At 69.1% G+C, this 22,626-nt stretch carries 17 protein-coding genes and 1 pseudogene; 6 read left to right on the top strand and 12 right to left on the bottom strand.

The genetic code is table 11. The annotated features are described in order from the left end of the window. Positions 1–505: 505 nt before the first annotated feature. Complete coding sequence (locus tag ACIPUC_RS14055; protein WP_446589479.1) at positions 506–2,212, top strand: thiamine pyrophosphate-binding protein; 1,707 nt, start codon at positions 506–508, stop codon at positions 2,210–2,212. Between the two features lie 115 nt (positions 2,213–2,327). Beyond that, positions 2,328–3,719 carry a hypothetical protein gene (locus ACIPUC_RS14060; protein WP_446589481.1) on the top strand — a complete coding sequence of 464 codons (1,392 nt, stop codon included), beginning with the start codon at positions 2,328–2,330 and terminating at the stop codon, positions 3,717–3,719. 44 nt (positions 3,720–3,763) lie between these two features. On the opposite strand, the gene ACIPUC_RS14065 is transcribed toward ACIPUC_RS14060, so the two are convergent. The 3 genes from ACIPUC_RS14065 to ACIPUC_RS14075 are packed head-to-tail and all read right to left on the bottom strand — an operon-like array spanning position 3,764 to position 8,228. Then, entirely contained in the window at positions 3,764–4,618 is an 855-nt protein-coding gene (locus ACIPUC_RS14065; RefSeq protein WP_446589482.1) for a DUF5995 family protein, read from the bottom strand. Further along, positions 4,615–5,190, bottom strand: a complete 576-nt coding sequence (locus ACIPUC_RS14070) for a hypothetical protein (RefSeq protein WP_446589483.1) — start codon at positions 5,188–5,190, stop codon at positions 4,615–4,617. The genes ACIPUC_RS14065 and ACIPUC_RS14070 overlap by 4 nt, the downstream gene beginning before the upstream one ends. Before the next feature lie 56 nt (positions 5,191–5,246). Beyond that, complete coding sequence (locus tag ACIPUC_RS14075; protein WP_446589484.1) at positions 5,247–8,228, bottom strand: hypothetical protein; 2,982 nt, start codon at positions 8,226–8,228, stop codon at positions 5,247–5,249. 276 nt (positions 8,229–8,504) lie between these two features. Here ACIPUC_RS14075 and ACIPUC_RS14080 point away from each other — a divergent pair, with 276 nt between their 5' ends. Continuing rightward, positions 8,505–10,430, top strand: coding sequence for a M28 family peptidase (locus tag ACIPUC_RS14080; RefSeq protein WP_446589485.1), 1,926 nt, complete (start codon positions 8,505–8,507; stop codon positions 10,428–10,430). 30 nt (positions 10,431–10,460) lie between these two features. Continuing rightward, positions 10,461–12,497, top strand: coding sequence for a M36 family metallopeptidase (locus ACIPUC_RS14085; protein ID WP_446589486.1), 2,037 nt, complete (start codon positions 10,461–10,463; stop codon positions 12,495–12,497). 92 nt (positions 12,498–12,589) lie between these two features. Here the strand turns inward: ACIPUC_RS14085 and ACIPUC_RS14090 are convergent, their stop codons facing one another. The 9 genes and pseudogenes from ACIPUC_RS14090 to ACIPUC_RS14130 all read right to left on the bottom strand — a co-directional run bounded on the left by ACIPUC_RS14090 (position 12,590) and on the right by ACIPUC_RS14130 (position 20,207). After that, entirely contained in the window at positions 12,590–14,791 is a 2,202-nt protein-coding gene (locus ACIPUC_RS14090; protein WP_446589487.1) for an endonuclease, read from the bottom strand. Positions 14,792–15,255: 464 nt separating this feature from the next. After that, positions 15,256–16,413 (bottom strand): MFS transporter, encoded by a 1,158-nt coding sequence (locus ACIPUC_RS14095; protein WP_446589488.1) that lies wholly within the window; start codon positions 16,411–16,413, stop codon positions 15,256–15,258. Beyond that, positions 16,410–17,042, bottom strand: coding sequence for an HAD-IA family hydrolase (locus ACIPUC_RS14100; RefSeq protein WP_446589490.1), 633 nt, complete (start codon positions 17,040–17,042; stop codon positions 16,410–16,412). The genes ACIPUC_RS14095 and ACIPUC_RS14100 overlap by 4 nt, the downstream gene beginning before the upstream one ends. Then, positions 17,023–17,919, bottom strand: coding sequence for an alpha/beta fold hydrolase (locus ACIPUC_RS14105; RefSeq protein WP_446589491.1), 897 nt, complete (start codon positions 17,917–17,919; stop codon positions 17,023–17,025). Before ACIPUC_RS14105 ends, ACIPUC_RS14100 begins: the two co-directional genes overlap by 20 nt. Continuing rightward, positions 17,912–18,934 carry a glycosyltransferase gene (locus ACIPUC_RS14110; protein WP_446589492.1) on the bottom strand — a complete coding sequence of 341 codons (1,023 nt, stop codon included), beginning with the start codon at positions 18,932–18,934 and terminating at the stop codon, positions 17,912–17,914. The genes ACIPUC_RS14105 and ACIPUC_RS14110 overlap by 8 nt, the downstream gene beginning before the upstream one ends. Positions 18,935–19,206: 272 nt before the next feature. Beyond that, positions 19,207–19,455 (bottom strand): annotated as a pseudogene (locus tag ACIPUC_RS14115) (IS5/IS1182 family transposase); the annotation flags it as partial. Next, positions 19,440–19,787, bottom strand: coding sequence for a hypothetical protein (locus ACIPUC_RS14120; RefSeq protein WP_446589493.1), 348 nt, complete (start codon positions 19,785–19,787; stop codon positions 19,440–19,442). The gene ACIPUC_RS14120 and the pseudogene ACIPUC_RS14115, both read right to left, overlap by 16 nt. A gap of 28 nt (positions 19,788–19,815) precedes the next feature. Then, complete coding sequence (locus ACIPUC_RS14125) at positions 19,816–20,082, bottom strand: hypothetical protein (RefSeq protein ID WP_446589494.1); 267 nt, start codon at positions 20,080–20,082, stop codon at positions 19,816–19,818. Then, positions 20,079–20,207, bottom strand: a complete 129-nt coding sequence (locus ACIPUC_RS14130) for a hypothetical protein (RefSeq protein ID WP_446589495.1) — start codon at positions 20,205–20,207, stop codon at positions 20,079–20,081. Before ACIPUC_RS14130 ends, ACIPUC_RS14125 begins: the two co-directional genes overlap by 4 nt. Before the next feature lie 611 nt (positions 20,208–20,818). On the opposite strand from ACIPUC_RS14130, the gene ACIPUC_RS14135 reads away from it, so the two are divergent. Both ACIPUC_RS14135 and ACIPUC_RS14140 read left to right on the top strand, forming a co-directional pair. Further along, on the top strand, positions 20,819–20,971 hold the full coding sequence (locus ACIPUC_RS14135; protein ID WP_446589496.1) for a hypothetical protein: 153 nt from the start codon (positions 20,819–20,821) through the stop codon (positions 20,969–20,971). Between the two features lie 119 nt (positions 20,972–21,090). Continuing rightward, positions 21,091–22,572 (top strand): UDP-N-acetylmuramoyl-L-alanyl-D-glutamate--2,6-diaminopimelate ligase, encoded by a 1,482-nt coding sequence (locus ACIPUC_RS14140; RefSeq protein WP_446589497.1) that lies wholly within the window; start codon positions 21,091–21,093, stop codon positions 22,570–22,572. Positions 22,573–22,626 lie beyond the last annotated feature (54 nt).

The raw sequence follows: 22,626 nt of genomic DNA on the forward strand, positions 1-22,626 counted from the left end.
GACTGCGTCCGCGGGCACCTTGGTTACACACGGCAACCCTGACTCAGTGATACGGCCGCGTCGCGCGGAACAACGCAGACGGGTGGAATCCGGCTCACGCCCCGGTAGGGACCACCGCACGAGTTCCTGCGGGCGCCGGGAGAAGCGACGCGGCCGCCTCACCCGTACGGCCCACTTCGTGTGCGGGAGCGGGATGCGTCGAGTACTGGCAAACTGGTCTCCGGAAGACTGCACAACGGAGCTGTCCGGCGTGTGCGAACACTTCTTCCCACAGTGGTCGGGCCCCACCCGGCGGGGCCCGTGCCGACGGGGCCGACGCCGAGATCAACCGGTAAGCGCTACCGCACCACAGTTCCTCGCCTGAGGTGTCATTCCAGGCATCTGGGGACGTTTGAGCAGACTCCGTCATGGGTGAGGGCGCCGCGACGGCCTCGGCCTCGCCATATGTGCCGCGTCAGCGAAATTGCCGACAAATATATGCGGGGGAGTGGACGAGGGAACGGCGATGAGGGTCTACGAAGCCATAGTCAAGGGGCTTGAAGGCATCGGAGTGCGCGCTGCTTTCGGCGGTGCCGGAGAGAACGCAGCCGGGCTCATGCTGGCGCTCAAGCACTCGCAGCAGATCCGGCCGATCATTACGCGTCATGAGCAGGCCGCGTCTTTCATGGCTTGCGGTTATGCGATGTACACGAACCAATTGGGCTTCTGTTTTGCAACGGCCGGGCCCGGTGCGTTCAACCTCTTCTCCGGCCTGGCCGTGGCGATGTCCGACTCCTACCCCGTCCTGGCCGTTTCGGGGTACGCGTCAACGGCATGGCAGGGATGGGGTTCGCTCAACGAAACCTCGGGCTTGAACCGGACGCCCGACTCCCGGTCCATGTTCGCCGCAACGACGAAGAAGTCCTTCCTGCTTACCGACGCCGCGGATACGTGCGATGTGCTCGAGGAAGCCGTCAACATCGCGTTCGAGGGAAGGCCCGGTCCGGTGCACATCCATGTTCCCGAGGACCTCACCCACCGCGGTGTCGAGGTGACGGACTTCCGGCATGTCCGGCTCGACGTCGCACCGGTCCTCCCGGATCCGGCACGCGTGGAGGAGATCGCATCGATGCTGGCCGGCGCCCTCACACGGCGCGAGCGCATCGTGGCGCTCGTCGGATTCGGTGCGATCCGCAGCGGAGCGGGAGCGGAGGTCCGGCGATTCATCGAACGGTTCCAGATTCCCCTGCTCACCACGTTGGACGGCAAGGGCATCGTGTCCGAGGGCCACCCGCTCTCGGTGGGCGTCTTCGCGGACAGCGGCCACTCCAGCGCGTGGAAGGCCTTCCGCGAGGCCGACGTCGTGCTGTGCATCGGAAACTCCCTGAACCAGCACGCCACGTTCAACTACCGCGAAGACCTCTTCGAGAACAAGGTCCTCGTCCATGTGAACATCTCTGAGACCGAGTTCCGCAAGGCCTACCGGCCCGACTACGCGCTGCTCTCCGATGCGCGCCTCGGGGTGGCGGCTCTCCACGAGGCATTGGACGGCAGGGTCGGCGAAATCCCGGCGGTCGATGTGGACGGCCGGGACTACGAGGCCCGCCACATCACGCACCTGACCGGAAAGATTCACCCGGGGGAGCTGGCCCAGGCGATCGGCCGGATGCTGCCCCCGCAAGCTGTTCTGCTCGCCGACGCGGGAGCACACCTTGCATGGCTGAGCTACTACGTCGAGCTGGAGGAGGGGCAGAATTTCCGCAAGGCCGGTTCGTTCGGACCGATGGCCGGCCACGTCAACGGCGCCATCGGCTTGAAGGTCGCACACCCGGAACGGACCGTCGTCGTCGGATGCGGCGACGGTTGCTACTCGTTGTCCGGTTTCGAGCTGATGACCGCCGTCGAGAACAACATTCCCGTCATCTGGATCATCTTCGACGACGAGGAGTTCAAGCTGATCAAACTTTTCCAGCTCGTCACCTATGGAGAGACGGGGCTCGTAGAGTTCCAGAACCCCGACTTCGCCGCGTACGCGCAGGCGTGCGGAGCCGATGGCTACCGCGTCGAGACGCTGGACGAGTTCGAAAAGGCCTTCCGTGAAGCGCTCGCCTCCGGCCGCCCCTCCCTCATCGACGCCAGGATCACGCGATGGGCCGTCCCCCACTACAGCCCCTCGCCCGACGGCGTCATCGCCGGCCTGGTCGAAACCATCGAGGCACGCTTGCGCGACTGACAGTGTCCGGGTCCGCCACATCTTCCCGGAGCCCCGCGCCCACGGTGGCCGGCACGGTGCGGACACAGGGATGCCGGGGCGGACCGGCTCGGCCGCGCCGTGAAGGGACAGCAGTATGAAAGACCCGCTGAACACCCAGAGCCGTGCCGGGTTCGACGCCCTGGCGAATCGCCCGCTGCTCACGTCGATCTGGCAGCGCCGCACCCACCGGGTCAGCCGTGGCAGTTCGGTCGAGGCCGGTTCGATGAGCTGGACCTCCGCCGAACCACGGGCCCCGCTGACGGAGCTCGAAGAGGCCATCCTCATTGCCATCACGGGCTGCTGCGGCCTCACCATGCCGGACCGCCCTTTCGCCGACCCGCGCGACGGCAAGCCCATCATGGCCAAGCCGAACCTCAACATGGCCGGCCGAACCGCGGGCAGTCCCGACAACGCCCAGGGCACGCACTTCTTCCTGATCAACGACACCGGCACCTACTTCCTGCGCAAACTGCCCCCTCCGCCCGACGGAGGGGCGGCGGCGTTCGACGCGGAGTCGCTCTGCTCGCGTGCCGCCGAGGCGAAGGTGCAGCTGCTCGACCACCGCATCGACGTACCGGAAGGGAAGCGGGACTTCCCGGCCTACCTCGACTCGAACCGGTTCCTGTCGAACCTCCCGGGCACCACGATCCTCTTTCCTGTAGTGGACCTGTCACGGCAGTACATCAACGGGATGATGTACCTGCTGACTCAGCCTGAGGGAGCACGGCCGGCGATCGTCGACGACCGGAACCTCTACCGCTCGGCGGGCGTGCGCAAATGGGTCAAGTCGGGATTCCTGAACAAGGACATCAAGCTGCCTCTGGGTTTCATCTGGGCGATGCGCACGCAGATCGAGGCCGACCTGCTCCTGCAGAACCTCATGCTCACCGCAGACGCCATGGGTCTCGGAGCCTGGATCCACGCCTCGATCGCCCCGTCGATCATGCTGGGGGACCCGAAGTTCCGTCCCACCTATGGCTCCATGCTCGATTTCGACTGGACCACCCCGAGGTGGAGACCGGCGGACATGCTGCGTTGGCAGGTGCCGCTCCCGCGCTACTCAACCCTGCGGACGACCACCGTCGGCCTGCGGCACAACGGTGAACACCTCATCAAGGCGATGTGTCCACCCAACTACGGCAGCATGGGCGAGGCAGTCGACGCCGTCGTGGCGGACAAGTTCGGGCCGGCGGGCATCTACGCCGACGAGGGGATGTTCGCGCGCATCTACCGGGGGGACTTCGGCAGCAAGTACTTGCACGAGGCCAGCGACTACTCCGCCGACGTCATCGCGTGCACGCGGGACATCTGCACCTACATCTACGAGACTCACGGACGGTTTCCCGCACACTGCGACACGATCCACGTACCGGGCGTGTGGCTGCAGGCCCATCACATCGAGAACGGCTACTACGAGCGGTACTTCCGCGACGGGTTGACCGAGGCCCACCGGAGGCACGACCAGAACTGGCACGGGACAGGGTGACAACAGCACGGGAGCCCGCCCAGGGGTAAATCCGCCTGACAGTCCTACGTTCCGAATGACGCCGGAGTGCCCGGCGGCGGCCACTGCCGGCGGGAGGGGACCAGTGCCCGCAGGACCCTGAAGGCCTGGCGGCGCTTCCAATCGTCCGGGGAGCGGAACTCGGCGATGAACGCGGCCGTGGATCTGCTGATGGAGCCCATCGCCTTGGCGCTCGCACCCGGATCCAGGAGCCTGTCGCAATTGAACCAGGCCAGGCCCCGAGCGACCCGGATCCCGTAGCTGGTGAAGAGCTCGTCGTCGCGGATGAACAAGCGGTCCAGTGACTGGAGGCGACGGCAGTAGCGGGCGGCGATCTCGTCCTGGACCACGTCGATGGAGGAGGCCAGCAGGTCGTTCATGCGGTGGAAGTCGGCGATGCGGTGGTGGACGTCCCCCTGCGCGGCCAGGGCCCGCAGCGCCAGCGGCAGGTCGTAGGACATGTGCGCCATCATCGAGAAGAGCACCTCCTCCAGGACGTAGGAGTGCCGCACGGTCGAGGCGGCGTAGACGTCCCGCCAAGGTTTCGGAATGGTCTCCGGAAGATCGACGGAGAGGACTTCGCCGCCGGGGCGGGGGTCGGAGACGGGGCCCAGCCAGGTGTCGATCGCGTCCATCGCCGTGAAATAGGCGGCGGCGAGGGAGACGGACAGGTCGGCGACCCACTCCGGCGCCCTGAACGACAGGCTGTTCGTACGCAGGCTCGTGGCGAGGTCGGAGGTGAGCCGGAAGTAGGTGTAGGCGAACACCGCGCGGGGGTCCCGCAGGGCGTCGTACTGCTCGACGCGGGCGGCGAGCTCCCCGACGACCTCGGCGACCTTCTCTCCGGCAGCGGCAGCTGCGGCAGCGGCGTCCCCAGTCATGAGACCCGGCGGGCGTTCTCCGTCGCCTTCGCCCAGTCGCACACGAGTTCCCCGTCCAGGCTCTGCCGGTCGGCTCCCACCTGGTACGTCGCAGTCCAGGGGCTGCCCAGCAGCGGCATGTGGTAGGTGGACGCCATGCCTGAGGGCTGGATCTCCGCGGGGTAGGTGAACTTCCGCGTCAGGATGCCCGGCACAGGGCTGAACTGCTCGTTCGCCTCCACCGTGACGCCCCTGCCGTCAGGGGCGAGCAGGTAGCGCTCCTTCAACAGGTACAGGGTGACGCCGAACTTGGAGACCCTGACCACGTTGTCGGCCACGCCGAAGGCGCCCGCGGACGGGGTCGCCACGATCGTCGACTCCAGCCGGGACGCGCCGGTCAGCCGCTGGGTGAGGGCCATCGCGACGACGAGCGCCCGGTTCCGCAGCCCGATGCCGCGGGTCTTCCGGAGGCGTTGCCACGAGGTGACCCGGAAGGTGAACTCCCCCTGCCAGTCCCCGGCCCCCACGTCGAAGTAGTAGATGTGACTGGGAGCGTCTGAGCGGGACGGATTACCGCCGGCATTGTTCGTCACCCTGTGTAGTGTACCGTCGACTGCGTGTACGGAGCGTCAGCAGGGGGCGTGTCTCTTCAGCGCACCTCCGAGGCCCTGGCGCCGAGGTGGTGTCCGAGCGCCCGGTAGGCGTCGAACTGGGTGTGGTCGAACCACTGGTCGAAGGTGGCCTGACGGGGGAAGGCCTTCTCCCGAAGGGCGTAACTGAGCAGCTCGTACGGCATGTCGGGGGTCAGGCTGGCCTTCACGTAGATGATCGTCCCCTTGGTGTCGGCCGGTGTGCCGGACGAGAACGTGACCGGCTCCGGGTACTCGATCGTGCCGCGCACCACGCAGGTGGCGGAGAACCGGGCGTTCAGCGAAGCCATCGGAGCCTCGGGCGGGAGCGGTTTCGCGCTGCCGGGTACCAGGTCCAGCAGATTCTGCTCCTCCTCGTCGAAGGTGATCGTCACTCCGAGGTCCTCGTAGGCGAGCGTCATCGCCTGCGCGAGAGTGGTGGCCAGCGGCGGCGTGTCCCCCGAGGCGTCGATGACATAGATGGTCCGGCAGCGCAGCCGGAGCATCTCGACCAGGCCCAGATTGTCGAAGTGTCCGCCGTCGGTGCACAGCAGCAGGGGAGTGGTGTCCGAGTACCGGCCCACCAGTTCCTGGAGTTGGTACCGGAGCCGCCGGACCCGCGGCAGCCGCGGCATGATCCGGTTGGGCCCGTACGTGGCCAGTTCGGCGAGGTACAGGGGGTTCGGCAGCCAGGTGCCCAGCCGCACGTTGGACAGTGCGAGCAGCCGCTCCATGAACATGGTCTGGGAACCCATCGCAGAGGCGAAGGCCGCTCCGGACACGGCGACGGCGGACTGTACGGTCAGGTCGCGCCCGATCAGCGCCGGGGCGGTCTTCTGCAGAGTGCCGGTGCGGACCCAGCCCGTGTCGGGTCCGCCGCAGTAGTCGGAGGCGAAGGTGAAGGGCACGGCAGGGCGGCCGGGCGCGGTGCGGTTGCGCAGCGAGACAGCTGCCGAGGCGGCGAAGATGACCTGGGGAAAGCCCTCCACCCGCTCTGCGTACGGAGCCAGCGGGGTCGGCTCGTTGTTGTAGTCGAACGGCAGGGCCCCGACAGAGCCGTCCTTCAGCACGGCGCGGCGCACGGCGAAGGCGCCGGCCAACCGCTGCCGGTAGAAGGGGTGCAGGCTGAAGGTGGTCTGATCGATCACAAACGCCAGCACGACCAGGGCGATCGGCACGCCCCACTTCCACGCCGCGTGCCAGCTGCCCGCGTAAACGGCGGCCCATGACATGAGGGCGAGGCCGAAGAAGGCGACCAGGAGCAGCACCAGCCAGCACACCACGGCTTTCACCCAGCTGCCGCCGACCTGCATGACGAGGGACGTGTCACCCTTGGCGCGCGGACCCGCCTGCTCACCGTCCGGCCTCAGCTTCTTCACCGTCTTGTGGACCGAAGTGAACCAGGTACCCGCCGCGGTCGCCGCCGCGGTGATCGCGCCGAGCAAGGCCACCCCCGTCCCACTGCCGTCAAAACTTCCCCACTTGCCGACGTTGTGGGCCAGCGAGGCGAAGAACCAGATCACCGAAGGAAGGACGATGGAGTACGCGGCGACCGCCACGGCCAGGCCCGTGACCGTGTTCACCGTGCTGCGCAGCCATGCGGGGCGGGACTTGTCGCTGCCCGCCCGAGCGAAGGCGTACCCGATGGACATCAGGCCGGCCAGGCCCAGAAGGGCGAGGACGGGGTGCCAGACGGCCGGGTACAACTCGAGGGACGACTCGAACGTCTTTCCTTCCGCCGTGAAGGGGCGGAGTTCGGTCAGCGGAACGTGCGAGTAGAACTGGTGAAGGAACTGGCCCGCCACGGCGAAGACCAGCGCCAGCATGCCGAAGGAAACGGCCATCCCCCGCAGCAGCGCCCCCGCGGCGTACAGCTTCTCCTTGGGTGCGTCCGCCAGGTACTTAGCGTGCCGGCGGATGTGGTCCTCCTCCGGGCTGCCCGGTGCGAACACATCCGCGGGCGTCGCGAGACCGGGCCGCACCGAAGGGCTCCCGTCCGGCGCCCGGCGCCGGGCATCGGTCAGCGCCAGTTGGAAGGCCCCGGCGGTGTACCCGCCACCGGACACCGATACCAGATACGTCGCCTTGAGCAGTTGCTCGCGCAGTGCCTGCAGTGCGCCGAGGGCGATCGAGGCCGACCGGATGCCGCCGCCGGAGACGCAGAAGCCGAGCTCCGAGGGGTGCCGACCCGGCGGCTGGTACGCGCGGGTGCGCCAACGGGTCGCCGCGTCGTCCTCGGGGTCCTGCGCCTCGGTCCCGCGTGGTTGCGCCACGTCGGGGGCGGTCCACTCGGGCCGGGGCTCCCAGTCGTGGGGCGCGGCGGGCGGGAGGATCACGTCCGGGTCACTCGACTGGCTTTCCGTCCCGCCGACGAGCCTATGGGCGTGGGCCACGACGGGACGGGGACGGTCTTCCCGCGCACTCTGTACGAAGGAGGGGTCCAGCACGCGGCGGCAATAGAGGGTGACGACGATCAGGAGGGCCGCTGCCACCAGCGGGACGGCGAGCGCCCATTTCACCTGGGCGAAATAGGTTGCCCACTTCAGGTCCGGTACCGGGTCGGTGCCGAGCCGGTTCAGAGCCCTCCAGAGGAAGATGCCCTCCACGCAGTCCGCCAGCGCCGTCACGGGCGTGAGGATGAGGGCGCGTCGGGCCCACAGCCGCGTGGACTCCCGGTAGAGCAAAAGGTGCCCGAGCCCGAAGGCCCCGGCCAGAGCAGCCGAGTACCCGGGGATGAACATGCGCCAGTCGAGCACGAGTCCGTCCTGGAACAGCGCGGCCCCGTCCCCGCCCTCGACGCCGTTCACGATGGCACGGGCCCTTTCGGCCGTCGCCGCGAACTGCAGGAGCAGTTCTCTGTTCCCCGGGGGCTTGTCCAGGAACGGCGGATCCGCCGCGTACCAGATGATCATGCAGAGACCGGCGGCGAGCCCGAACACACACAGCCCCACCGCCCAGCCCGGAATCTCTCGCAGCTTCAACTGCGTCGGAGCATTCGGCATGCACGCAGAGTAGTCAGGTGAGCGTCATTCGTATCGATGCGCGCCGTGCGCAGGAAAGCACAGGACCCGCTCGGCGCGCATCGATAGATCGGCGGCGCAGGCGTGGTCCGGATGCGGTCTCCCGCCGACCCGGGAGAATGGGAGGTACCGGAAGCCTGAGCGACGAGTGCGGTCGAGGGAGCCTGACGCCAACGCGCGGGCGCGACACGGTCGGGGGCGATCCGGCCGGGGGCTCGGGGTGCCGGTCAGGCCGATGATCTCTCGGAAGGATCCGAGATGTCCGTTCTGTTCTTCGACATCGGGGCAACGCTCGCCGATGTGACCTTCGAGGACGACGGCTCGTGGAGCTTCCGCCCCCGTCCGCGCGTCATCGAAGTACTGGATTCCTTTGGGTCGGTGCGCAAGGGCATCATTTCCAACCCCGGCGTCGGCGAGGGCGCGCGGGCCCGTGCGGAGGCAGCGCTCGACGCGGCCTTCGAGGGCCGGTTCCCCGATGCCGGGCTCAGGCACTGGGGGGCGAAGTCCAGCCGCGGGATCTTCGACGACGCGGTGGAGAGTGCCGGCGAGGCGGCGGACGACTGCGTCTTCGTGGGTGAGGACCCCGAGGAGCGGGCCGTGGCGCGCACGGCGGGCCTGCGCACGGCGGCCCATCCGGTCTTCGCGAGGGCAGCGGTCGAGGGCCGCACCGTCTTCTGGACGCGGGTCGGTCTGCCGGACGGCCGGGGCCTGGCCGAGCTCGACTCGGTCGCGAACACCTCCGAGGTCGTCCCCGTGCACGTCGCCTCCGACCGGCTCGTTCTCGCCATGGCGAGCGGGCGCGGCGTGAGCTCGCTGGAACAGGCCGGGTTCACCACCGATGTTCGAGGTCCGGTGGATGAGACGGTGGCCTTTCTGCTGCGGGACGACCGCCCGGTGGCCGCGCCGGCGGCGTTCGCGGCGGCTCCCGGCGAGGACCGGGCCGCGGTGGTGGCGGGCATGCGTGCCTCTGCCGCGTTCACCTTCGTGGCGGGCGAGCTCGCCCCCTTGGGAGCGGCCGTCGTGTCGCTCGGTCCGGCTTCCGGCGGTGTCTACCTCGCGGCGGTCGCCGACGCCCCGGTCGAAGGGGTCCACGTCCCCGGTGCCCAGCCCGGGCACACCGAACGGCTGCTGCCCGACCCCGCCCTGCTGTCCCGGCCGGGTGAGGCGCAGGCCGCGGAGTTCGTCGCCGGGTTCGCCCCCGCGATGCCGTCCGCGCAGACCGTCGAGGCGGTGCGCGCGGCCGTCACCTCGACGGTGATCCGCTCGTACGTCTCCCGTGTCTCGGGCGCCGAACCGCTCGTCGAGGGGGCCCCGCTGAAGGTGCGCAGCCGCGACGCGGCGAGCGGGGACAATCCGCTCGTGGTCGACGCGCTGGCCCGACGGCTGCGCGAGCTCGGCCTGACGGTCCGGCTGGGCAGCTTCACCTGGCGTGGCCACCGGATCGCGAACGTCGAGGCCGAGCACCGCGTCGAGGGGTCGGACGGGACCGTCCTGATCACGGCCCATCTGGATTCGACCGCTGAACAGGGCGAGTTCCTCGACGCCGACGGCCTGCCGCGCCGCTACGATCCCGCGGTCGATCCGGCGCCGGGTGCCGACGACGACGGGAGCGGTGTCGCGGCGGTCCTGGCATCGGCCGAATGCCTGGCCGCGATCGTCGCAGCCGGTCGGACCCCCACACGCACGGTGCGCTTCGTCCTGTTCAACGCAGAGGAACAGGGGCTCGTCGGCAGCAAGGTGTACGCGCGCGCGGCCGCCTCGGCCGGGGACACCATCGCAGGCGTCCTCCAGATGGACATGATCGCGGGCCGCCAGAACGGCGTGCGCACGATGGAGATCCACGCGGGCTCGGCGGTGCCGGGGCCGGCCGGGGACGCTTCGGATGTACTCGGCGACAGCCTGGAACGCGCCACCTCGGCGGTGTCGTCCGGCCTCGCGCTCGACCGGCTCAGCGGAGCCGACGACCCCGCCGCGGGCCGGAGCGACCATGCGAGCTTCCACGAGCGCGGCTGGGCGGCCGTCGCCGTGTGCGAGAACTTCTTCGACGGGAGCGGGCCCGCGACCGGTACGCGGCAGTACCACAAGCCGGGCGACACCCTCGACGACCAGGACCACGACACGGAGTACGCGACGGACATCGCACGGGGCGTCACGGTGGCCGCTCTCACGCTTGCAGGCCTTTGAGAACTCAATGGTAGGAAGCAGGTGGTGAGCATGACCACGTTGATTGACAAGCGGGACATGACCTACGACCGTTTCGAAGAGGTCGCCGGGTCCGACGAATTCCTTGCCGACACCGAACGGGTGGCGGAAGAGGTCAGCCACTCCCTCATCGCCGATCCCAACAAGGTGAACCGGTTCACAGGGCACTTGGGTGAGCTGAGGGCCGACGGCGCCCCGGCCTTCGAAAGCCGGCGGTCGGCCGCACCGGAGGACACACCCGACAGCTTCTACATCAACCAGGCCAAGGAATACGTCGATTCCGTCTCCGAGGCGATCGGTTTCGCGGCCGACGAGCCGGCCGAGTTCCAGGCCGACCCTTCGGTGACGACGACCAGTGGGGGCATACGCGTCGTGAGCCTTCAGCAGATGCTCAACGGCATCGAGGTGTGGGGCATGTCGCCGAAGGTGTGGCTGCTGGAGGACGGCACGGTCGAGCGGGTCGTCGGCGACACGGCGAGCGTCTCGGCCGACCTCCCGGTGACGCCCGTGGTCTCCCCGGAGACGGCCCTGGCCGTGGCGGCGGCGAAGGCCGCTGAGCCGGTCGTTCTGGAAGGGCCCTTCGGGAGGGACGAACTCCCGGCCCTCGACATATCCCAAGGCTTCCGGTGCCTGTCGGCCCAACCCGGGAACAACCAGCCGCTGACCTTCTCCAACGGCCCGTTCGAGGAAGCCGTCCCGGCCCGGCTCGTGTACCTCTACATGGGCAGGGATGCCCGGCTCGCCTGGTTCTTCACCTTCTCGCGGAAGAACCTGGTCGTCCAGTACCACGCCTTCGTCGAAGCCGCCGGGCCGGATGTCGACGCCGAGGCTCCCGAAATCCTCTACTTCTACGACGCGACCAACCACGTGGTCGCCGGCACCGTCTTCAAACACAACCCGAACGAGGGAGCCCTCGCCGAGGTCACCTTTCCGCCACCGCTGACCGACTATCCGACGCTGGTGCCCGCCGACCTGCCCGCGGGCTTCCCGGACGCCTGGACCAACCCGACCAACGGGAGGATGGCGACCGAGGGGAACAACGTGCGCGCCTTCGGCGGGAACGATCTGCCGTTCGAGGTCCCGATCGGTCTGGGCGGCGACACGGTCTTCGACCCGCTGGAGAACAGTCCCGAGCATCTGGTCACCAGCATCTTCTACTTCTGCAACTACATGCACGACTTCTTCATGATGCTCGGCTTCACGGAGGAGTTCGGCAACTTCCAGAAGGTGAACGTCACGGGCCGCGGCAAGGGCGCGGACCCGGTCAACGCCTTCGCGCGTCCGGGCGAGATAGAGGGCACGGCGACCATGGCCACCCGGGCCGACGGCCTGGCCGCCGAGATGAACATGGGCCTGGTCGAGGGGACGAACCGGCACACAGCGCTCGACGCGGACGTCGTCTACCACGAGTTCTGCCACGGGGTGAGCAACCGCCTCGTCGGCGGCCTGGCCGACGCGAACGGCCTGCGGGAACAGCAGTCGGGGTCGATGGGTGAGGGCTGGGGAGACTTCTTCGCGCTCAGCATCATCAACTTCTCGCGCGCCCAGGAGCGTACGGTCCTCGGCAACTGGGTGGTGGACGACCCTCGCGGCATCCGGAACCGGCCCTACGACAGCCAGTACCCCGGCACGTTCGCGCACATCGGCCTGCGCAGGGGCCAGGTCCCGGGCCACCCCGACCTGAGCTATCGGGAGGTCCACAACGTCGGCGAGATCTGGTGCGCCACGCTCATGGAACTGATCCGCAAGACCTCTACCGCGCTCGGCAGCAAGGAACGGGGGTACCGGGTGACCTGGCAGGCCGTTGTCGACGGCATGAAGCTCACCCCGCGCAACCCGTCGTTCCTCACCGCCCGCGACGCGATCCTGCGCGCCCTGAGGGCGATGGAGGGCGGGGCGCTGACCAGCGACGAGTACGCGGCCGTCCGCACCGGTGCCTGGGAGGCCTTCGCACGGTTCGCCATGGGCTTCGACGCCGTGAGTGCCAACGCGTCCTACGACGGCTGCCGGGGCGGCGTGGCCATGCCCCCGCCCGGATCCCAGGACTAGCAACGGATCAGCAACGGTCCCGTCCATCCCCCGCGCCGGCGCGGGGTATGGACGGGACCGGCGATCATCAGGTCAGGGCCAGGCAGCTGAGGTCAGGGCCAGGCGCCCGCGAAGTCGATCTGCTCGGCCCACTCCGGGTGGTCTATCAGCGGATTGCGGTTGCCCTGCATCTCGGCTATTGCCGCGTTGCGGTGCTGCTCGTAGATGCCCACCGGATGGTCCTTGTGCCAGTCCAGCAGCAGCTCGAGGCCGCCCCGCTGGAGTTCGCGCGCCTCGTCGCCGATCACGCCGGGATAACGGAGCAAGAAGTAGAGCGTCGCCCTGGCGACCGGTCCCTTGCCCTCCGAGGGTTCGAACTTGCCCGGCTCCCGGCGCCCGCAGGAGTGCCGTATGGCCTCGTCGAAGTCCGGGAAGTCGAAGTAGGGGATGTTTCCGCGGAAGCTGTTGCACGTCGACTCGCAGGCGAAGAGATGGTGTAGATCCCCGCGCATCGGCTCCTTCTTGGAGAACCAGGACTGGGGCACGACGTGTTCGCAGTTGAAGGGCAGTGACGCTTCCAGGAGGTCGAGCTCGGCTTCGATGGCCTCCCGGCCGGGCGCGCTCTCGTGGAGCATGAACTCCTGCCAGCGTCCGATCCGGGCGGCCTCCACCGCCGCGTCGGCCGCCATGAGCTCCTGTGGGGTGAAGCCTTCGTCGGAGTAGATGCCGTGGAGCTTCTCGTCGGGGTGCAGGTCCACCCACGGGTAGAGCAGACGCATCGGCTTGTACGCCGGTCGGCGCTCGTGCGTGGACTCGAGACGCTGGGTGAGCGCGAGGCGCAGGCCAGTGGCGTCGCCGGCGCGAATGCCCGCGTAGTAGGCGTCGCGTGCCGTCAGGTCCGCGGCCTCCTCGTAGTAGGGGCGGTCCCTGAAGGCCGCGAGGTTGACCATGGCGGCTGCCAGGTCCCGCTCGGCGGGCGACTGGCCGTCGATACTTCCGATCCCGGCCAGCGACCTGCCGTACGAGGGGGCGGTCGCACGGCGCGCCGGTCCCGCAGCAGGTGATTCGGCCAGGGGCGGCGCGGCGTCGGCGCCCAGGCTGACGCTGATGTGAAGGGGGACGCTCCAGCGGACGGTTCCTGTCGTGGCGGGCTGCTCACCGTTCCGGTCCATCGCTGTGTTCTGGGGCGCGGGGCCACCCGTCCGGTCGGTCAGGACCGTCGGCGGCGAGGCTTCCACGGGGTGCAGGGACGAGCCGGCCGCAAACAGCTCCGCGCGGAGCGCCGTGGCAGCGCCGGACAGAGGGAACTGCTGGATCATGCCGAGGATGCGGCTGACCCGCACGCCCTCATTGGCCTTCCAGTCCACCCGGTGTTCCCCCATGCTCGGATGCCAGCGGGTTCCGTCGACGGCCAGCACGTTGCCGTCCCGGTCCTTGCGGGGAGCACCTGCGTGGTGCAGTGCCACGACCTCCCACTGGTCGTTGAACACCGGAGCACCCGAGGAGCCGCGCGCCGTGTCGGCTGCGTAGTGCACGAAGTCGTCCAGCACGTCCACGATCTGGTTGTCCCGGAGGGCGAGCTGCTTGGGCTCGCCGTTGGGGTGCTGGATGATGTTGACGCGTTCCCCGATGACGGCCTTGCCCTGAGCTTCCTTGAGCGGCAGCCTCCCGAAGGACGCCAGCGGCTGACCGTCTCTGGAGCGTTCGGAGACCGCAACCACGGTGAAATCGAGGTGGCGGTGGGTGACGAAGAAGCTCTGCGGATCGAGCTGGAAGACGACCGGCAGGAGCGGCAGCCCGTCCAAGCCCGCCTGGACGTTGAACTCGACGACTCCGGCGGCTGCCTCCTCGGCGGAGCCCAGCACGTGGTTGTTCGTCATCAGCAGTGAGGGGGACACCAGGAAACCGGTTCCGTGGTGGGACGACCCGGGGCTCCGGACGGTAATGCGGCCGACCGAGCGGGCGGCGAGGAAACCGCCTTCGAGGTAGTCGATTCCGATGAGGTCGTTGCGGCCCATGAACCGTTCGAGCACCAGCAGGTCGGTGGTGACCAGCTCGCGGTCCAGATCCAGGCTGGTACCGGTCGTGGCGGTCTCCGGTGTCCGCTCGATCGCCGTGGCCATGGCCCAGTCGACGCCCAGGCGGTTCAGCCTGCGGTTGACCCGTTCCTGGCTGTCGGCATAGAGGATGCCGTGCTGCTCGAGCGCCTCCATGTGGCCGTCACGCTCGGCGGTACGGGTTGCGTAGCGCCGACTGGCATCCTCCACCTGCTCCAGGAAACCCGTGTCGACCTGTGACAACTGCTCCACTGTCATCTCGGCTCGCCTCCTCGGCGGCACTCTTCCGCGCTCAGATGTCGGATTTCCTCCCCTCATTTCAGTATGGGCACCGGATCTGGGTGCCGCTCAGCCGAACAGCGGGATGCCCCGGAGTGGTTGTTGCGTCAATCTTTGAACCTTCTCCGATCCGGACGGACAACGACTTCCCTCTGCCCGGCACCCCAGCAGTTGGCCGATGCTTCGTCCGGTCACAGAGCGGCTGAGACCGCTTACCCCGTGTACAAGTCGTTCTGAAATCCTCCCGGTTGTGCGCTCGACGTGATGCCGCCCGTGCCCGGGCAAGCCGCCTGACCGCGTGGCTCAGTCGGCACGCAGGCGCAACTGCGCAGCCGCCGCGGTGGCGAGGCCCCGCCGGTGTCGATCGCAACCGGTCCGCGAACCCGGTAGAGCACCTCCAGCTCACCGAGACCCCACTCGGGAGAGACCCCGAAGCGAAACTCTCAACGTTGTTCGAGCAGTTTTCGCTGTCGTCCCGCGGCGGCTGTCGTGCTGGTCCATGCGGCCAGGACATATGGGCCGGTCAGTGCGAGGAGCGCGGCGAGCGCCGCGGGAAGTGCGAGAGCGGTGGGCAGGGATGCGGAGGTTGCGATGTAGCCGATGGCGGCCGGGCCGACCAGGCTGCCGCTGTAGCTGAGTGTGGTGATCGTTGCGAGCTGGCGGGGCGTCCCGTGGCCCGCGGTGCTGGCCAGGACGGGCCAGACAAGCGCCATCCCGGCACCGGCCAGTGCCCATCCTGCATAGGCGCCGAGCGGGCCGGTGGTGGACGAGGAGACCACGAGCAGCAGTCCCGTCGCGGTGGCGAGCCCGGCGGTCCGGAGCGTCGCGCCCGGACCCAGGCGGGAGTGGAGGAGGTCCCCTGCAAGGCGAACCACGGTCATAGCCGTGAGGAAGGCCGTATAGGTCAGGGACGCCACAGCCGGCGTGATGTCGAGAACCCGACGGGCATGGACACCGGCCCAGTCGGTAGCGGCTCCTTCGGTGAGAAATGCGGCCGCGCCCAGCAGCCCCATGGCCATCACGAGCAGGGGACTGCGGCGAGCGGTGGTGCCCGACTCGGCGGGACGCGGGACGGGCGGCCTGGCCCGCCAGGTGAGAACGCCCATGACAACGGCCGAAGTCAGTCCGCTGAAGGCCAGCAGCGCCTCCACCCCGACACCGGCCTGCAGGGCGGCAGCGACGGCGAGGCCGCCGCCCACTGCGCCGACGGTCCACAGGGCGTGCAGCCGGGACATGAGCGGCTGCTGGTGGGCATGCTCGGCAGCAGCAGCGTGGAGCGTCAACACGACATTGAGGCCGCCCAGGAGCAGCCCGAGGACCCCGGCCGCGACCGTCAGCGCCCAGTAGCCGTCTGCGACGGCCGGGCCGGCGAGGGCCAGTGCGGTGGCGGGAGCGGTCCACGCGAGCAGCGGTCGTGCGGCCAGGCGCCCGGCTGCGGTCATGCCCGCCATCGCGGAGAGCCCCATGGCCAGCAGCATGACGCCCAGCCTGCCCTCACCCAAGTTCAGGCGGGCGTCCAGGGCGGGCAGGCACGCCCCCCACTGGGCGTTGACCACACCGGTGAGCAGGTAGATCAGGCGCAATCGCGCGAAGTCGGTCACCGCACGACTCGTAGGGCGTCCAGGCCGGTAACGAGGTGGTCGCCCAGGCGGGGCCGAACGGTCGGCAGGGGACGAATCTCGATGGTGGTCATCCCGGCCGCCGCACCGGCGTCGAGCCCCGCCGCCGCGTCCTCCAGTACCACGCACCGGCCGGCCGCCACGCCCAGGCGGCGGGCCGCCTGAAGGTATCCCTGCGGGTCGGGCTTTCCGGTCGTCACGTCATCGGCGGTTACCAGTACGTCGGGTATCGGCAGGCCCGCGGCTGTGAGGCGGGCTCTGGCCACCGCGCGCCGTCCGGAGGTCACCACCGCCCAGGGCCCGGCGTCTGCCAGGATGCTGCTCGCCCCCGGGGACGCCGAGATGCCTGCGGTGTCCTCGACCTCACGGACCAGCAGCCGGGCCTCCTCCGCGGACGCGTCCAAGCCGGGCGCCACCAGTTCTATCAATTCCAGGGTGGTACGGCCGCCCGATAGTGCAAGCACTTTCGCGGGATCCAGCCCATGCTCCAACGACCAGTCGCGCAGATGGCGCTCGATCGTGGGCAGGGAATCGACCAGCACTCCGTCCATGTCGAACAGCAGCGCGTCGCAGGACAAACGGATGTCGGGTTCAGCGGACAGCAGCAGCATGTGGGAGGAAGCCTCCTTCAGGGGGACGGGTGTGGCCGAGGATCTCGCTGATCACCGGAGCCCAGTCTCTGGGGTCTAGACCATGACCGCCCAAGGGCAGGGTCAGCATCTCCGCGCCCCGAATCTCCCGGGCGAGGGCCAGGCCGTGTTCCAGCGGGAGGAGCCGGTCGTGCGCGCCATGGATGACCAGCGTGGGTACCCGGATCTCGGGCAAACGCGTCCGCCAAGGAGTGACAGGCCCCACGTAGTAGTGATTGGTCAGGCTGGACTCGATGTTCCCTGCCCGCCCGATCACCCTGTGCGCCCGGTCCCGGGAGAAGTGCTCGTCGAAGTCCCGCCCCGATCCGGCGTGCAGCCGGTCCAGGAACACGATGTAGTCCGCGACCGAGTCTTGGTCCGACCACTCCGGCCAGGGCGCGTTGTGCAACTCGACCTGGGTCTCAAGCGGTGTGGGCGGCAAGGTCGGGCGTTCGGGATCCGCGTCGCCCGGAGTGCTGGAGATGAGCGTCAGCGATGACACACGGCCGGGATGGGCGAGCGCCACCAGCTGGCTGACGGCTCCGCCTTGAGACATGCCGACCAGATGAGCCTCCCCGACACCGAAAGCGTCCAGAATGCCGATCGCGTCCGAGGCCAGATCATGCAGGTCGTAGTCCGGTGAGCCCGGCGGGCAGGTGGTCGAACGCCCGGTGTCCCGTGCGTCGTAGCGCAGTACGCGCCGTCGCCCGGCCGCCAGCCGGATACAGAACTCCTCGTCCCACGCGAGCATGCACGCACCCGTGCCGGAGACCAGGAGGACCAGAGGATCTCCCTCCTCACCGAACGCCTCCACGAACAGTTCGGAACCGGGGAGACGGACAGTCGCTGTCTCACGCATTGACGCTCCTCCTCGCCACGTGCTGAAGGAGCTGCGTGTACGCGGCGGCCTCCGCGGGGAGGCCGTGCCTGCTGTCGATCATCCGGCGGGCGTTGCCCGCCAAGGTGGCCGCGAGCGAACGGTCATCCAGCAGCCTCTGCGCTTGCTTTCTGAACTCGTCCGGACTGTGGAACAGCAAGCCGGTGATGCCGTCGGCCACCAGGCAGGTGTTGCCCGGTATGTCCCGGGCAATGACCGGGGTGCCCAGATGCATGGCCTCCAGTACCGCGTTGGGGCTGCATTCGCTGATCGAGGTGTTCAGCACGGCGGCGGCCTCCCGCATCGCCGCGTGCAGGTCCCGGCGGTTGAGGGCACCGGCGTAGTGAACGCCGCTGTGCCTGAGACATCGACGACGCAAGACCTCTTCGAACCCGTCGTAGGAGACGCCTGCTATGACCAGACACACGCGGGGGTCTTCGCGATGCCACTCGTCCACACATCCGGTCAGGAAGAGGGGGTCCTTCACCGGACGAAGCCCCGCCGGCAGGAGAAAGACCTTCGAATCGTCCGGCAAGCCGAGCCGGTTCTTCAGCGAGAAGTCGGACGGGTCGGTATCCACCGCCTGGGGAATCGAGTACAGCTTCCCGATGGTGTCCGGCCACAGGGCCACGCAGCGCAGCACGAAGTCGTCGTTGAACGCCACCAATGCGTCCGCACCGGTCACCGCGTCGGTCATGACCTCGAGATGGGCGGGATCCAGGGAGAACTCGTTGAGATCGGTGCCGCCGAACACCACGACGTACGGGACCTTCAGGCTGTGCCGGAGCTCACCCGCGGCCACAGCGTGGGTCACGATCGCCGCATCGAAGCTCCGCTCCCCTACCCCGTGGGCAAGGACCTCCGGGAGGGCACTGGCTTCCACCAGCCGCACTTCATGGCCCGCACTGGACAAATGTGCTGCAATCCGGCGGATCGTCGTGTTGTTTCCGGTTCCCGGGGCACTATCTGCGATTGCCGCAATAATCATCGCTCGCATGACCTTTCGTCAGAAACGGGGGCTCGCGACGGCGTCAGAGAGGGGTCCCTATGCCGTGCCCCGGCAGGCCCCTGAGGGCGGGTGGGGCGCGGGCTGTGCCTCCACGTGCGGTGCGGGCACGGGCGCGGACATGGGCCAGCCTCCAAAGGACATGGCGAACAGGTTCCGGACACTGTCCCGCCCGCCCCTAGAGAGCCCACTGAGCCGGACCGGAGGCCCCGAAGGCATGTGGGCAGCGCCGAGCCCCAGGTGAACTTGTTCTGCCGGGGTCTGTTCGGCGGCCTCGCCGTTAGGCGGGGGCCAACCTGGTCGGACGGCTGCGGAATGACCGCGCGGATCCCACGTCGCTGCAGGTGGGACCGGATGGCATGGGAAGAACGGGCCCGGTCCGCGAGCACGGCCAACGGCCGGGTTCGCGGCCTGTCGGGCCCGCCTCGTGGGACGCGGATGCCGGCCATGACGGCCTCGAAGGCCGGTGCGGCGCCGGCCTGGCGCGCGGTGACGGTCAGGGCCAGAAGCCGTACTTCCACGCGATGGCCTTTAGGTGGGTCCGGTCACCCGCCCAGAAGCGGCCTGGTGCGGCACCGACTTCCAGGTGACGATCCGTACGAGCGGCGACGGGCGTGTGGTCCTGGCGAAGCACCTGAAGGACGGCTGTCCACCGGGGCACGGCTTGCATGCGCCGGATTCCCTCGTGGGCGAGGGTGACGATCGCGGGGGTGTTGCCCTGCTCCCAGTCGACGGTGATCGGCCCTTCGCCCGCCGGCCGACACGTGAGGTCGCGCCGTAGCTGTGCTCCGGTGATGCCGAGGAGGCGGTTGCCTTCGACGGCTTCGTACAGGACCCGGAGCACCTGATCGCGGTAGGTCGGGCCGGGGCCCTCAGGTCTCGTCGGAGTGGGCGCCGGTGCCGACGGGGGTCCGGCTGGCAGCCAGCCAGGTGCGGCCGGGGCCGGCGGGTGTTGCCGTGTCCACGGTGAGGTGGAGGCGGGTGTCGCCGTTGAGGCCGGGGTAGCTGCGCTGTTCCGCGCCGGCAAAGCAGTCGCGAAGCGCCTCCGCGACAGCTCGGGCGGCTTCGGGCGTGTGCGCGATGATCCGCACCTCTGCATGCCCGAGCGACGGCAGTGTCTGGGTCTCGATGTACTTCACGTGGGCGTGTTCCCTTCGTGGTGGGCCGCGATCCGTGCGTCGTGCTGGGCGTTGAGCAGGTGGATCAGGCGCATTCCGAGCGCGGTCGCGAGGACGATCACCGTGATGAGGACGAAGGTCTCCACGGAGCTCACCTCCAGCCGTTTCCGGGCAGGGGCAGGGGCAGGGGCAGGGGCAGGGCGCTTCGTTCCATCGGCTTTCCGGCGCAGGGCGTCACGGAGGCAGCGCCCGATGGCGGCAACCGTCTGCAGAACGACGGGTCGGCTGGTGGGGTACACGGTGACGTGCGCGTTGCGGCCTCAGGGCTCCTTCAGGGCAGCGGTGAGCGGTGGGAGCTCGGCTTCGAGGTCGCGGGGCGCGGTCCGGTCAAGGGTGGTGATCACGATGCGGGCCTGCCCCTGGACTGCCCGTCGGCAGCCTGATTTTAGTGATCGCCAGAAATGACACCCGCGTGAAAGCAGGTGCGCGAAGTACTCCCGGTGCCTTGACTGTACGCCTGTTCGACGGACTGTGACCGGAGTGACCAGGTATTTTCCGGGGGCGGGGCGAGAACCTGTCGGACGGCGCCGTGGACCGTCCGTGCCCGCCAGGACGAGCGCCGCCTGGACCTGGGCCGTCGCCTCCCGCCATGCATCCACGTACGGGGACCGCTCGTCGCGGGCGTAGACGGACCGGTGGCCTTCAGGCGCCGGCAGCGACGATCCCCGGGCCGCTCGGTGGGCCGTACACTCGGCCCATGGGTCGCACACGTTCCTCGAGGCAAGGCCTGCAGGAGGCCTCCTCCGGGATGCGCCCGGCCGCCGGGGTTCCGACCGTCGTCGACCCGGCCGGCACGGCCTTCGCCGCGGTGCCCGAGACCCGCCGTACCGCCTTGCACGGCCACGGCTAGCGCTTCGCGCCTCCGCCTCCTCCGCTCCACATCACCACAGCAGCTTCCCGGCATGCCGCCGGCGCTGCCATCTGGCGACGGCCGCACGCCCGGGCCCGAGCCCCCTCGAAGGGATCATTGTGAAGCTGAGCGCATTGCTGGCCGGGCAGGAGCACCACGTTCTCCATGGTGATCCGGACACGACGCTGATCACCGCGGGAACCACCTTCGACGCCGACCGGGTGACGCCGGGCTCGCTCTTCATCGCCGTACCTGGACACCGGGAGGGCGGCCCCGGCTCCGTCTTGCCCGCCCTGGCCCGGGGTGCCGCCGCCGTACTCGTCGACGGCGGTGAACCCGACCTGCCGGCCGCGGCGTGGCCCCCGGGCACCTGCGCCGTCCGGGTACCCGACACGCGGACGGCCGCCGGGGTGGTGAGCTCCCGTTACTTCGGCGAGCCCGGGCGGCAGATGGACATGGTGGCGATCACCGGCACCAACGGGAAGACCTCGGTCTCGTACATGGTCGAGTCCGTCCTGCGGATCGCCGAGGGCTCCAGGGTCGGGGTGATCGGAACCGCCGGAAGCAGGATCGGCGACGAGCCGATCCCCATGCCGCCATCGGTGCTGAGCACGCCGGAATCTCCCGACCTGCAGTACCTGCTGGGGCACATGCGCGACCGCGGGGCCGCCGGCGTGGTGCTGGAGGCCACCTCGATGGCGCTGCTGACGCACCGGGTGGACCGTACGTTCATCGACGTCGGGGTCTTCACCAACCTGACGCAGGACCATCTGGACGACCACGGGACGATGGCGGACTACCGGGACGCCAAGCTGCGGCTCTTCCAGGGCCTGTGTCGGCGTGCGGTGGTCAACGCCGACGACCCGGTGGGCGCGTCCATCGTGTCGATGATGCCGGGTGCGGTGACCACGTACGCCCTGGACCGCCCGGCTGACTACCGGGCCACCGACCTCGTGGTGAGTGCCTCGGGTACGCGGTTCACCCTCCACCACGACGGACGCGCCTACCCGGCCTCGATCCCCATCCCCGGCCGGTTTTCGGTGGCCAACGCGCTGGCCACCGTGGCGGCTTGCCACGTGCTGGGGCACGAGCTGGGCCCCCTGGTCGACGCGCTCGACCGGATGCCGCCGGTCCCGGGCCGTCTGGAACGCTTCCGGACCCCGATGGGCACGTCGGTGATCGTGGACTACGCCCACTCGCCGGACTCCCTGGACAAGGTCCTGACCACCATCCGGGGCTTCGCCCGCGGCCGGGTGATCACGGTCTTCGGCTGCGGCGGGGACCGCGACACCACCAAACGGGCCGAGATGGGCCAGATCGCCGGGACCCGTTCCGACCTCTGTGTCCTGACTTCGGACAACCCCCGCAACGAGGACCCCGAGGCCATCCTGGACCAGGTCTCCGCCGGCCTCACGGTGACCGGCACCCCCTTCCGGCGCTATGCCGACCGCCGCCAGGCGATCGCCTTCGCCCTGTCCGCGGCGGGCCCCGACGACACGGTCCTGATCGCCGGCAAGGGCAGCGAAGTGCACCAGATCGTCGGCGAGGAGCTGCTCCCCTTCAGTGACATGGCCACGGTGCGCGAACTGGCCCAGACCTAAAGGTGGTTGCAGAAGCTCCGTCCCGGGCAGGCCGGAGTGGTGCTTGACCTGCTG

This window comes from Streptomyces sp. LARHCF249, from assembly GCF_052871255.1.

Coding starts and splice junctions, on each gene's coding strand:
- ACIPUC_RS14135 (WP_446589496.1), top strand. CDS start 20,819: ATGGGTCGCACACGTTCCTCGAGGCAAGGCCTGCAGGAGGCCTCCTCC.
- ACIPUC_RS14105 (WP_446589491.1), bottom strand. CDS start 17,919: ATGCGTGAGACAGCGACTGTCCGTCTCCCCGGTTCCGAACTGTTCGTG.
- ACIPUC_RS14065 (WP_446589482.1), bottom strand. CDS start 4,618: ATGACTGGGGACGCCGCTGCCGCAGCTGCCGCTGCCGGAGAGAAGGTC.
- ACIPUC_RS14110 (WP_446589492.1), bottom strand. CDS start 18,934: ATGCGAGCGATGATTATTGCGGCAATCGCAGATAGTGCCCCGGGAACC.
- ACIPUC_RS14085 (WP_446589486.1), top strand. CDS start 10,461: ATGACCACGTTGATTGACAAGCGGGACATGACCTACGACCGTTTCGAA.
- ACIPUC_RS14090 (WP_446589487.1), bottom strand. CDS start 14,791: ATGACAGTGGAGCAGTTGTCACAGGTCGACACGGGTTTCCTGGAGCAG.
- ACIPUC_RS14100 (WP_446589490.1), bottom strand. CDS start 17,042: ATGCTGCTGCTGTCCGCTGAACCCGACATCCGTTTGTCCTGCGACGCG.
- ACIPUC_RS14075 (WP_446589484.1), bottom strand. CDS start 8,228: ATGCCGAATGCTCCGACGCAGTTGAAGCTGCGAGAGATTCCGGGCTGG.
- ACIPUC_RS14080 (WP_446589485.1), top strand. CDS start 8,505: ATGTCCGTTCTGTTCTTCGACATCGGGGCAACGCTCGCCGATGTGACC.
- ACIPUC_RS14060 (WP_446589481.1), top strand. CDS start 2,328: ATGAAAGACCCGCTGAACACCCAGAGCCGTGCCGGGTTCGACGCCCTG.
- ACIPUC_RS14055 (WP_446589479.1), top strand. CDS start 506: ATGAGGGTCTACGAAGCCATAGTCAAGGGGCTTGAAGGCATCGGAGTG.